The sequence below is a fragment of the Streptomyces sp. NPDC042100 genome, assembly GCF_055582325.1.
The window spans coordinates 26,185-36,771 of record NZ_JBVJDK010000007.1; the positions used below are offsets into that span (position 1 = coordinate 26,185).

The following is a 10,587-nucleotide window of genomic DNA, read 5'->3' on the forward strand; positions in this document are numbered from 1 at the left end:
GAAGTCCAGTGAAGTGGATTATCCGGTGCTCTATGCTGAACCGCACGCTCTGAGACCCGGAACACCGAACGGCGGACCATGACCCTGACGCTCACCGTCTCCGACGAGGTACGCACCCTCGTACCCGGCTTCACCCACCTCGCCGTCGAGGCGCGCGGACTCGTCAACGGGCCCAGCGACGAGACCAGTTCGGCCCTGCTCGACGAGGCCGCCCGCCGGCTCGCCGAGCGGCTGGACGGCCAGGCCCCGGACAAGGACCCGCACGTGGCCGCCTGGCGCGCCGCCTACTCCGCGTTCGGCGCCAAGCCCTCCCGTACCCGCAACTCCGCCGAGGCGCTGGCCAAGCGCGCGCTCGCGGACGGCGGGCTGCCCCGGATCAACCGGCTGGTGGACGCGTACAACGCGATCAGCGTGGCCCACCTGATCCCGGTCGGCGGCGAGGACCTGAACAAGATCCAGGGCTCCATGCGGCTCGTCCGGGCGACCGGCGAGGAGGAGTTCGTCACCGTCGCGGGCGGCGAGGAGAGCGTCGAGCACCCGGAGCCGGGCGAGGTCGTCTGGTGCGACGAGGCGGGTGTCACCTGCCGTCGCTGGAACTGGCGCCAGGGCCCGCGCACCCGGATCGAGGACGACACCACCGACGCGATCTTCCTGCTGGAGTCGCTGGTGCCGATGACGCTCGACGAGCTGCGCGCGGCCGGCGAGGAGCTCGCCGAGGCGCTGCAGAAGGTCAGCCCCGGGGCACGGATCACGGTCCGCGACCCGGAGTGACGTTTCGCCGGAGCGGCCGGGGCCGCCGCGGGACTACTTCTCGGCGGCCCTGACCTCGTCCGGGGTCGGCGCCGTGCCTCCGAGGTGCGCGGGCACCCACCAGGTGTCGCCCGCGTCCTTGGGGCGCACCGGATACGCCCGCTGGGCGGCCTCCAGCAGCTCCTGGACGCGCTCGCGCAGCCGCCGGGTGAGGGCGCCCGCGTACTGGTCGGCCGGGGCCTCCAGGGGCTCGCCGACGCGGATGGTGACCGGGATGTGGCTGCGCTTGAAGTTGCGCGGGTGGCCCTTGGTCCAGATCCGCTGGGTGCCCCAGAGCGCCACCGGGATCAGCGGGACGCCGGCCTCCTGCGCCAGGCGCACGGCGCCGGACTTGAAGCTCTTCAGGGTGAAGGACGGGGAGATGGTCGCCTCGGGGAAGACGCCGACGAGCTCGCCCGCGCGCAGCGAGCGCAGCGCGTGCTCGTAGGCGTGCTCGCCCTGGGCGCGGTCCACCGGGATGTGCTTCATCGCGCGCATCAGCGGGCCGGAGACCTTGTGCCGGAAGACCGACTCCTTGGCCATGAAGCGCACCAGGCGCTTCTGCGGCAGCGCGGCCAGGCCGGTGAAGATGAAGTCCAGGTAGCTGATGTGGTTGCTGACGATCACCGCCCCGCCCTCGCGGGGGATGTGCTGCGAACCCTGAGTGTCGATCTTCAGGTCGAGCGCCTTGAACATGGTGAGTGCGGCGCCGATGACCGGCCGATAGACGAGCTCTGCCATCTGGGACGAACCCCTTCGTCAGTGCCTGGGGAGGGTTCTCCCGGCGAAGTTACGCGGCCGTAGGTTTCCGGCTTTGGGCAGATGGTGCCCCATGTGGGCCCCCGTGACCAGTCCAGGTGGCTTCGTACGGGGAGATTCTCGTCACTCCGGGTGCTCGTGGCGGGAATCGTTCGATTACCTGGGACGCTGCACCTGGCGGGACCACAGGAGGAGCAGAGGACATGACCGATGTCGTGGGCGCCGCGGAGCTGGGCGCCGAGCTGGGGGAGCGAGCCACTCTGGTGCAGTTCTCCACCGCCTTCTGCCAGCCCTGCCGGGCCACCCGCCGGACCCTCGCGGAGGTGGCCGCGATGGTGGAGGGCGTCGGACACGTCGAGATCGACGCGGAGGAGCGCCTGGACCTGGTGCGCGCGCTCGGCATCGTCCGTACGCCCACGGTACTCGTCCTCGACCGCTCCGGGCGGATCGTGCGGCGCGCCGCCGGGCAGCCCCGCCGGGCCGACGTCATCGCCGCGCTCGGACGCGCGGTCTGACGGGGTGTGCGGCCCCGTCCCTGACGCGGTGACACATCTCCCACATCGCGGTACGCACTTGACTGCACGCGGCAACGATCGTCAGTCTGGCGTAGTGCCCACGGAACTCCTTCTCTACGGGCGGGCCCATGTGGACCTGGCCCGCAACGCGAGCGCGCGCTGTCCGGGTGTCTGACCACCCCGCGACTCCTCTCACGCCGCCCTCGCAGAAGGACAATTCCATGACGGTCTCGCCCGAGCTCCGCACGCTTCCGACGTTCCCCGCTCTCGGCGCACCCCGGCCCGCCTCTCCCGACCTGCTCCGCTCCGTCTTCCGTCAGCACGCCGCCGGTGTCGCGGTGATCACCGCGCACGGCGAGCGCCCGGTCGGCTTCACGGCCACCTCGCTCAACTCCGTCGCCGCCGAACCGCCGCTGATCTCCTTCGGCGTGGGCACCGGCTCCTCCAGCTGGCCCGTGGTGGCCGAGGCCGAGCACATCGGCGTCCACATACTCGGCGAGCACCAGGCGGAGCTCGCCGCGACCTTCGCCCGCAGTGGCGCCGACCGCTTCGGGTCTCCCACCCGGTGGAGCCGAGGCCCCGAGGGCGTGCCGGTGCTGGACGGCGTGCTGGCCTGGCTGGTGTGCCGGGTGGTGGCCCGGGTCCCGGCCGGGGACCACCGGATCGTGATAGCCGAGGCGGTGGCCGGCGACCCGGCCGGGGCGGGCCGTCCGCTCCTCTACCACCAGGGCCGCTTCAACGCGCTGCGCGACTGAGAGTTCCCGCGCGGGCCGGTCCGGACGCGTTGGCAAGGTCACACGGCTGAGCGCTTGCTTACTGGTAACGAACTGGGTGTACTGGCGAGTAATATTTCGGTCGGGGCGTTCGGCAGTGTCCGGATCCCCGACCGGAAACCCGCCCTTCAGGCGCCTATGCTGCGAGCAACAAGGCAGCCCAGTTATGACGATGCAGTAGGAGAGCCGGCGTGAGCTTGAGGATCGTTGTCTGTGTGAAGTACGTGCCGGACGCCACCGGCGACCGGAAGTTCGCGGACGACCTGACCGTCGACCGCGACGACGTCGACGGCCTGCTGTCCGAGCTGGACGAGTACGCGGTGGAGCAGGCGCTCCAGATCGCGGAAGAGGCCGACGACGCCGAGGTCACCGTGCTGACCGTCGGCCCCGAGGACGCCAAGGACGCGCTGCGCAAGGCGCTCTCCATGGGTGCCGACAAGGCCGTCCACGTCGAGGACGACGACCTGCACGGCACCGACGTCATGGGCACCTCGCTGGTGCTCGCCAAGGCGATCGAGAAGACCGGCTACGACCTCGTCATCGCGGGCATGGCCTCCACCGACGGCACCATGGGCGTCCTGCCCGCCATCCTCGCCGAGCGCCTGGGCGTCCCGCAGGTCACGCTGCTCTCCGAGGTCTCCGTCGAGGACGGCACCGTGAAGGGCCGCCGCGACGGCGACACCGCCTCCGAGCGGCTGGAGGCCTCCCTCCCCGCCGTGGTCTCCGTGACCGACCAGTCGGGCGAGGCGCGCTACCCCTCCTTCAAGGGCATCATGGCCGCCAAGAAGAAGCCGGTGGAGTCCCTGGACCTGTCCGACCTGGACATCGAGGCGGACGAGGTCGGCCTGGAGGGCTCCTGGACCAAGGTCGACTCGGCGGACGAGCGCCCGGCGCGCACCGCGGGCACGATCGTCAAGGACGAGGGCGAGGGCGGCAAGCAGCTCGCGGAGTTCCTCGCGAGCCAGAAGTTCATCTAGGGGCCCGGGCGCCCCGCGCCGACCCCTCAGGCCGTCCCCGTTTCTTCCGCAGGAGATTGAAGTCCCATGGCTGAGATTCTCGTCTACGTCGACCACGTCGACGGAGCCGTCCGCAAGCCCACCCTGGAGCTGCTCACGCTGGCCCGCCGCATCGGCGAGCCCGTCGCCGTCGCGCTCGGCAACGGCGCCGCCGACACCGCCGCGGCCCTCGCCGAGCACGGTGCCGTGAAGGTCCTCACCGCCGACGCCCCCGAGTTCGGCGAGTACCTCGTCGTCCCGAAGGTCGACGCGCTCCAGGCCGCCTACGAGGCCGTGTCCCCGGCCGCCGTCCTCGTCCCGTCCTCCGCCGAGGGCAAGGAGATCGCGGCCCGCCTCGCCGTCCGCATCGGCTCCGGCATCATCACCGACGCCGTGGACCTGGAGGCCGGTGACGAGGGCCCGGTCGCGACGCAGTCCGCGTTCGCCGCCTCCTTCACCACCAAGTCCCGCGTCTCCAAGGGCACCCCGGTCATCACGGTCAAGCCGAACTCGGCCGCCGTCGAGGCCGCCCCGGCCGCCGGCGCCGTCGAGGCCCTCGCGGTCTCCTTCTCGGCGCAGGCCACCGGCACCAAGGTCGTCGCCCGCACCCCGCGCGAGTCGACCGGCCGCCCGGAGCTGACCGAGGCCGCGATCGTGGTCTCCGGCGGCCGAGGCGTCAACGGCGCCGAGAACTTCGGGGTCATCGAGGCGCTCGCCGACTCCCTCGGTGCCGCCGTCGGCGCCTCCCGCGCCGCCGTCGACGCCGGCTGGTACCCGCACTCCAACCAGGTCGGCCAGACCGGCAAGTCGGTCTCGCCGCAGCTGTACATCGCCTCCGGCATCTCCGGCGCGATCCAGCACCGCGCGGGCATGCAGACCTCGAAGACCATCGTGGCCATCAACAAGGACGCCGAGGCCCCGATCTTCGACCTGGTCGACTACGGCGTCGTCGGCGACCTGTTCGACGTCGTGCCGCAGCTGACCGACGAGGTCAAGGCCCGCAAGGGCTAAGGGCTGACCTGCGGTTCTTCTACGGTCCGGGGGTCGCGTGGTGATCTTCACCGCGCGGCCCCCGGTCGTTTCGGACAGCCATTGACGCGGGTCCGGCCGGGACATTAACTTCGCTATACGGATTGTTGATTCCGTGCAGCGGAAAACAGGAGGATCTGGGATGGGTCAGCAGGAGAAGGTGTCGACGAGCCTCGCGGGCGCGGTCAGCGAGGAGATCAGCGCCTCCCTCGCCACGGTCGACGCCGAGCTGGACCGGCGCTACCCGGGAGACCCCGGCACCCGTCAGCCCGTCCACACCGTCTACGTCCCCGGCAACGTCTTCGACGCCGGAACGATCCGCTCCTGGGGCGACCAGGCCCTCGCCGCCCTCGACGAGCACGCCCCCGACGCCGCCACCTTCGCGGGCGTCCTCGGCCTCTCCGACGAGCTCGCCGAGGACGTCTACGGCCGCGTCCGCGCCAAGCTGGAGCGCGAGCCCATCGAGGACCTCCGCGTCGACTTCGAGGACGGCTACGGGGGCACGGACGAGGACCACGACGCCGCCCGTGCCGCGCGGATCATCACCGAGGCGTACGCGGACCTCAGCGCCGCCCCGTACATGGGCATCCGGATGAAGTGCATGGAGTCCGCCGTACGCGACCGGGGCATCCGCACCACCGACGTCTTCCTCACCGGCCTCATGGAGAACGGCGGCCTGCCCGACGGGCTCGTCCTCACCCTCCCCAAGGTCACCTACCCCGAGCAGGTCACCGCCTTCGTCAGGCTCCTCGAAGCCTTCGAGAAGGCCCACGGCCTCGACGCCGGCCGGCTCGGCTTCGAGATCCAGATCGAGACCAGCCAGGCCATCCTCGCCTCCGACGGCACCGCCGCCGTCGCCCGCATGATCGACGCCGCCGAGGGCCGCGCGACCGGCCTCCACTACGGCACCTTCGACTACAGCGCCTGCCTCGGCGTCTCCGCCGCCTACCAGGCCAGCGACCACCCCGCCGCCGACCATGCCAAGGCGATCATGCAGGTCGCCGCGGCCGGCACCGGCGTCCGGGTCTCCGACGGCTCCACCAACGTGCTCCCCGTCGGCTCCACCGCCCACGTCCACGAGGCCTGGAAGCTCCACTACGGGCTCACCCGCCGCGCCCTCGCCCGCGCCTACTACCAGGGCTGGGACATGCACCCGGGGCACATCCCCACCCGCTACGCCGCCGTCTTCGCCTTCTACCGCGAGGGCTTCCAGGCCGCCGCCAAGCGCCTCTCCGCCTACGCCAACCACGCCGGCGGCGACGTCATGGACGAGCCCGCCACCGCCAAGGCGCTCTCCTCCTACCTGCTCCGCGGCATCGACTGCGGCGCCCTCGACACCGCCGAGGTCGACGCCCTCACCGGGCTCACCCGCACGGACCTCGACCGCTTCGCCGCCCCCCGGCGCGGCGATCTGACCGCTCAGGCGCAGTGACCTCCCGGTACACATCGTTTTCGCGCCAACTGCCCCGTACTCTGTACGCGTTCACGCTCATGGGAGCGTGAGTTCGACTGGGAACGGGGCAGCGGTGTCATCGGGGGAGAACGGGCGGCTCGCGGGCCGCTACAGAATCGTGCGCAGACTCGGCCGAGGCGGCATGGGCGTCGTCTGGCAGGCCGTCGACGAGGTCCTCGGCCGCGAGGTCGCCGTCAAGGAACTGCGCACCTACACCGACATGGCGGCGCCCGAACTCGACGCCATGCGCCAGCGGATGCGGCGCGAGGCCCGCGCCGCCGCCCGGGTCCGCCACCCCGGAGTCGTCGCCGTCCACGACGTGACCGAGCACGAAGGGCGCCCCGTCATCGTCATGGAGCTCGTCGACGGGCCCTCCCTCGACGACGTCCTCGCCGCCGAAGGGCCCCTGGACCCCGTCGAGGCCGCCCGGATCGGCGCCCGCGTCCTGGAGGCGCTCGCCGCCGCGCACGAGGCCGGCGTGCTGCACCGGGACGTGAAGCCCGGCAACATCCTGCTCGACCGCTCCGGGCGGGTCCTCCTCACCGACTTCGGCATCGCCACCATCGAGGACCCCGCGGACGGGGCCGCCTCCCGGCTCACCCGCAGCGGCGAGATCGTCGGCTCCCTCGACTACCTCTCCCCGGAGCGCGCCCGAGGCGCCGCCCCGGCGCCCGCCGCCGACGTGTGGGCGCTCGGCGCCACCCTGTTCGCGGCGGTCGAGGGCGCGGTGCCGTTCCGGCGCACCTCCACCTGGTCCACCCTCGCCGCCATCGTCACCGACCCGCTCCCCGAACCCGTACGCTCCGGCCCGCTCGCCCCCGCCCTGCTGCGGCTCCTCGCGAAGGACCCGGCGGAACGGCCGGGGGCGCGGGAGGCCGCGCTGCTGCTGGGGGCCGTGGCGCGGGGGGACGGGGAGCCCCGGCGTGCGGAGGACGCCACCGGCACCCCGGGCGCCGCGCCTGGACCCGCGCCTGCGGCCGTTCCGGTGCCCGCGCCTGCGGCCGTACCCGCGCCTGCTCCAGTGGCCGTTGCCGCGCCCGCGCCTGTGGCCGTACCCGCCCCCGTCCCCGTCGCCGGTCCCGGTTTCGGGCCGCCGGTGCCGCCTTCCCCGGTGCCGCCGCCGGTGCCGGTGCCCGCCCCGCCGCCGGCGCCTTCCCCGCGCCGGCGCGGGCGTGTGCTGGTCGCCGCCGCCGTCGCCGGGGTGGTGCTCGTCGGGGGCGGCGTGACGTACGCCGTGATGGAGCGGGACGCGGGCGGGACCGCCGTCGCGGGCGAGCGGCCGGCCGGGGGCGGCACCGGCGATCCCGGCCGCGTGCTGGACGGGGGCGAGCCGTCGGACGGGCCCACCACCGGCACCGCTCCCGCCCGTACTCCGGGGCCCGGGGAGAGCGCCTCGCCCGGCGCCGGGACCACATCGGACGCCGGACGGCCCTCGGAGCCGGGTGCCGTGCCGTCCTCACGAGGCGCTTCCGCGACCCCGCGCAAGGGCGGCGCCGGTGCCGCCACCTCCGGTACCCGGCCCAGTGGCGGGGCCACCGCCGCCACCACGACCGCGGCACCGCCTCCCGCCGTCTCCGGGTGCACGTCCTCGGGGAGTTCGGCGACCTGCCAGGTCGTGCGGAGCGCCGTCACCAAGAGGTACGACGGCGGGGAGATGGGCTCCTTGGGCGCGGGCCCGCACCCCTTCTCCTGCCAGGTCGACCTCGACCACAGCGAGAGCTACGGCGGGCAGAGCAGCCGCTGGTGGGCCCGGACCGACGACGACAGCGGCAACACCAACGTGTACGTCAGCGTCCTGCACCTGAGGGGCGGTGCGGGCGGCGGCCCCGTCGACGGGCTGCGCGTCTGCTAGCCGACGCCCGCTGCCCGGTCCCGCCGCCCCGGCGGGTCAGGGGGCGATCTCGCCTGAGCCCCGCGGGATGAGCGCGGTCGCCAGGACCGTGGTCGTGGGGGGCTCCTCGGCGCCGTCGAGGCGGCGGAAGAGGCGCTCGGCAGCCGTGCGGCCCAGCGCCGCCGCGTCCTGGGCGATCACCGTGATGCCGAGCAGGTCCGCCAGCTCGATGTCGTCGAAGCCGACCAGGGCGACCGGCCGCGCGTGCTCCGCCAGCACGCGGACCGCCGTCACGGTGACGCGGTTGTTGCCCGCGAACAGGGCCGTGACCGGGGCGGGGCCCGACAGCATCGCGCGTACGGTCCCGGCGACCCGCTCCGGATCGGTCGGGCCGAGCGAGACCCAGGCGTCGGCGACCTCCAGGCCCGCGTCCTCCATCGCCGCCCGGTAGCCGCGCAGGCGTTCCGCGGCGGTGTGGATGCGGGGGCGGTCGCCGACGAAGCCGATGCGGCGGTGGCCGTGGGCGATCAGGTGCGCCACGCCCTCGCGCGCGCCGCCGTAGCTGTCCGAGAGGACGACGTCCGCGTCGATGCGGCCCGCCGGGCGGTCCACGAAGACCGTCGCGACGCCCGCCTGGATCTCCGGCTCCAGATAACGGTGGTCGGAGCCCGCCGGGATGATGATCAGTCCGTCCACGCGCCGCGCGCAGAGGGCGAGGGCCAGTTCCTGCTCGCGGTCCGGGTCCTCGGCGCTGGAGCCGTTGATGAGCAGGGCGCCGTGCGCGCGGGCGACCTCCTCGACCGCGCGGCTCAGCGGGCCGTAGAACGGGTCGGCCAGGTCCTCCAGGACGAGGCCGACCGACGCCGTGCGGCCCTTGCGCAGCACGCGCGCGCTGTCGTTGCGGCGGAAGCCCAGGGAGTCGATCGCCTCCTGGACCCGCCGCTCGGTGTCGGGGGTGACGCCCGGTTCGCCGTTGACCACGCGGGAGACGGTCTTGAGGCCGACGCCCGCGCGGGCGGCGACGTCCTTCATCGTGGGCCGGTTGCCGTATCGGTGCTCGGGGCGGCGGGCGGTGTCGGCCACGGTGCGCGGTTCCTTCGTCGGAGCGGGGGATCGACGTCTCGATCTCGTTGCTGTCGAGCATAGGGCCTGGACAACGTTGTCAGCGGTGGGAAGACTGTAGGTCACCGTCACCGTCCCACGGAGATCCGAAGCCCATGAGCACTGACCTCGTCGTCGCCCTCGACATCGGTGGTACCAAGATCGCCGGTGCGCTGGTCGACCGGGCCGGCCGGATCCTCGTGCGCGCCCAGCGGGCCACCCCCGCGCGGGAGGACGGCGAGACGGTCATGGGCGCCGTCTCCGGGGTCGTCGAGGAGCTGGCGCGGTCGGCGTCGTGGAGCGCGGTCCGCGCGGTCGGGATCGGGAGCGCGGGGCCCGTCGACGCCTCCGCCGGCACCGTCAGCCCCGTCAACGTACCCGGCTGGCGGGGCTTTCCGGTCGTCGAGCGGGTGCGGCGGGCCGTGGGCGGACTGCCCGTCGTCCTGGTGGGCGACGGCGTCGCGATGACCGCCGCCGAGCACTGGCTGGGCGCCGCCCGGGGCCATGACAACGCCCTGTGCCTCGTGGTCTCCACCGGCGTGGGCGGCGGGCTCGTCCTGGGCGGCCGGGTCCACGCCGGGCCCACCGGCAACGCCGGGCACATCGGCCACATCAGCGTCGACCTCGACGGCGAGCCCTGCGCCTGCGGCGGGCGCGGCTGTGTCGAGCGGATCGCCAGCGGACCGCACCTGGCCCGGCGCGCGCTCGCCGAGGGGTGGCGGCCCGGCCCCGACGGCGACGTCACGGCCGCCGCGGTGGCCGCCTCGGCGGCGGCGGGGAACCCCGTGGCCGTCGCCTCCTTCGAGCGCGCGGCGCAGGCGCTGGCCGCCGGGATCGCCGCCACCGCCAGCCTGGTCGAGGTGGACATCGCCGTCGTCGGCGGCGGCGTCGCGGGCGCGGGCGAGGTGCTGTTCGCGCCGCTGCGCCGCAGTCTGCGCTCCTACGCCACCCTCTCCTTCGTCCAGGGCCTCACCGTCGTCCCCGCCCTCACCGGCACCGACGCCGGGCTCCTCGGCGCGGCGGCGGCGGCCTTCCCGGAGGGCTGACCCGGGGGTGGGGGCGGGGACGGGCGCGAGGTCGGGGACCCGGGCCCGCCCCGGAGCTCTCAGTCCTCCGGGGCGCGCTGCTCCACGATCACCAGGAAGGCATCGGACTCCAGGTCCATCACGACCCGCGCGGGCAGTCCCTCGTCCCGCCGCGCGCTGGCGAACTCCTCGGCGGGCCAGCTGCCCCACGGACCCCCCGCGGGAAAGCGCTCCAGCACCGTACGACTCATCTCCGCACCCCCTCGTGCTCGCCGTCTCCAACGACGGCCCGTCCCGAAGCGTTACGCGCCCGGGAC

General features: G+C 73.8%; 11 protein-coding genes. 8 read left to right on the forward strand and 3 right to left on the reverse strand.

The annotated features are described in order from the left end of the window. The first annotated feature begins 78 nt into the window (after positions 1-78). Complete coding sequence (locus ACZ6J5_RS17165; protein ID WP_469392222.1) at positions 79-771, forward strand: B3/B4 domain-containing protein; 693 nt, start codon at positions 79-81, stop codon at positions 769-771. 33 nt (positions 772-804) lie between these two features. Here ACZ6J5_RS17165 and ACZ6J5_RS17170 read toward each other — a convergent pair whose 3' ends face one another. Continuing rightward, entirely contained in the window at positions 805-1,530 is a 726-nt protein-coding gene (locus ACZ6J5_RS17170; RefSeq protein ID WP_469392224.1) for a lysophospholipid acyltransferase family protein, read from the reverse strand. Positions 1,531-1,751: 221 nt separating this feature from the next. On the opposite strand from ACZ6J5_RS17170, the gene ACZ6J5_RS17175 reads away from it, so the two are divergent. The 6 genes from ACZ6J5_RS17175 to ACZ6J5_RS17200 all read left to right on the forward strand — a co-directional run bounded on the left by ACZ6J5_RS17175 (position 1,752) and on the right by ACZ6J5_RS17200 (position 8,165). Continuing rightward, a complete protein-coding gene (locus ACZ6J5_RS17175) occupies positions 1,752-2,063 on the forward strand; it encodes a TlpA family protein disulfide reductase (protein WP_469392226.1) in 312 nt (103 codons plus the stop codon). A gap of 221 nt (positions 2,064-2,284) precedes the next feature. Beyond that, positions 2,285-2,818 (forward strand): flavin reductase family protein, encoded by a 534-nt coding sequence (locus ACZ6J5_RS17180; protein ID WP_469392228.1) that lies wholly within the window; start codon positions 2,285-2,287, stop codon positions 2,816-2,818. A 209-nt stretch (positions 2,819-3,027) separates the two neighbouring features. Continuing rightward, positions 3,028-3,813: an electron transfer flavoprotein subunit beta/FixA family protein gene (locus ACZ6J5_RS17185; RefSeq protein WP_469392230.1), complete on the forward strand. Its 786-nt coding sequence runs from the start codon at positions 3,028-3,030 to the stop codon at positions 3,811-3,813. A gap of 66 nt (positions 3,814-3,879) precedes the next feature. Beyond that, positions 3,880-4,842 (forward strand): electron transfer flavoprotein subunit alpha/FixB family protein, encoded by a 963-nt coding sequence (locus tag ACZ6J5_RS17190; RefSeq protein WP_469392231.1) that lies wholly within the window; start codon positions 3,880-3,882, stop codon positions 4,840-4,842. A 160-nt stretch (positions 4,843-5,002) separates the two neighbouring features. After that, positions 5,003-6,292, forward strand: a complete 1,290-nt coding sequence (locus tag ACZ6J5_RS17195; RefSeq protein WP_469392233.1) for a DUF6986 family protein — start codon at positions 5,003-5,005, stop codon at positions 6,290-6,292. A 94-nt stretch (positions 6,293-6,386) separates the two neighbouring features. After that, positions 6,387-8,165: a protein kinase domain-containing protein gene (locus tag ACZ6J5_RS17200; protein WP_469392235.1), complete on the forward strand. Its 1,779-nt coding sequence runs from the start codon at positions 6,387-6,389 to the stop codon at positions 8,163-8,165. A gap of 36 nt (positions 8,166-8,201) precedes the next feature. Here ACZ6J5_RS17200 and ACZ6J5_RS17205 read toward each other — a convergent pair whose 3' ends face one another. Next, positions 8,202-9,227, reverse strand: a complete 1,026-nt coding sequence (locus ACZ6J5_RS17205; RefSeq protein ID WP_469392237.1) for a LacI family DNA-binding transcriptional regulator — start codon at positions 9,225-9,227, stop codon at positions 8,202-8,204. Positions 9,228-9,361: 134 nt separating this feature from the next. Between ACZ6J5_RS17205 and ACZ6J5_RS17210 the strand changes: the two genes are divergently transcribed. Further along, positions 9,362-10,291, forward strand: a complete 930-nt coding sequence (locus ACZ6J5_RS17210; RefSeq protein WP_469392239.1) for an ROK family protein — start codon at positions 9,362-9,364, stop codon at positions 10,289-10,291. A 59-nt stretch (positions 10,292-10,350) separates the two neighbouring features. Here the strand turns inward: ACZ6J5_RS17210 and ACZ6J5_RS17215 are convergent, their stop codons facing one another. Beyond that, complete coding sequence (locus ACZ6J5_RS17215; protein ID WP_469392241.1) at positions 10,351-10,521, reverse strand: hypothetical protein; 171 nt, start codon at positions 10,519-10,521, stop codon at positions 10,351-10,353. Positions 10,522-10,587 lie beyond the last annotated feature (66 nt).

What these genes read in the sequence shown, in the direction of transcription:
- ACZ6J5_RS17210 (WP_469392239.1), top strand. Translation starts at nt 9,362, where the DNA reads ATGAGCACTGACCTCGTCGTCGCCCTCGACATCGGTGGTACCAAGATC.
- ACZ6J5_RS17190 (WP_469392231.1), top strand. Translation starts at nt 3,880, where the DNA reads ATGGCTGAGATTCTCGTCTACGTCGACCACGTCGACGGAGCCGTCCGC.
- ACZ6J5_RS17170 (WP_469392224.1), bottom strand. Translation starts at nt 1,530, where the DNA reads ATGGCAGAGCTCGTCTATCGGCCGGTCATCGGCGCCGCACTCACCATG.
- ACZ6J5_RS17175 (WP_469392226.1), top strand. Translation starts at nt 1,752, where the DNA reads ATGACCGATGTCGTGGGCGCCGCGGAGCTGGGCGCCGAGCTGGGGGAG.
- ACZ6J5_RS17195 (WP_469392233.1), top strand. Translation starts at nt 5,003, where the DNA reads ATGGGTCAGCAGGAGAAGGTGTCGACGAGCCTCGCGGGCGCGGTCAGC.
- ACZ6J5_RS17165 (WP_469392222.1), top strand. Translation starts at nt 79, where the DNA reads ATGACCCTGACGCTCACCGTCTCCGACGAGGTACGCACCCTCGTACCC.
- ACZ6J5_RS17180 (WP_469392228.1), top strand. Translation starts at nt 2,285, where the DNA reads ATGACGGTCTCGCCCGAGCTCCGCACGCTTCCGACGTTCCCCGCTCTC.
- ACZ6J5_RS17215 (WP_469392241.1), bottom strand. Translation starts at nt 10,521, where the DNA reads ATGAGTCGTACGGTGCTGGAGCGCTTTCCCGCGGGGGGTCCGTGGGGC.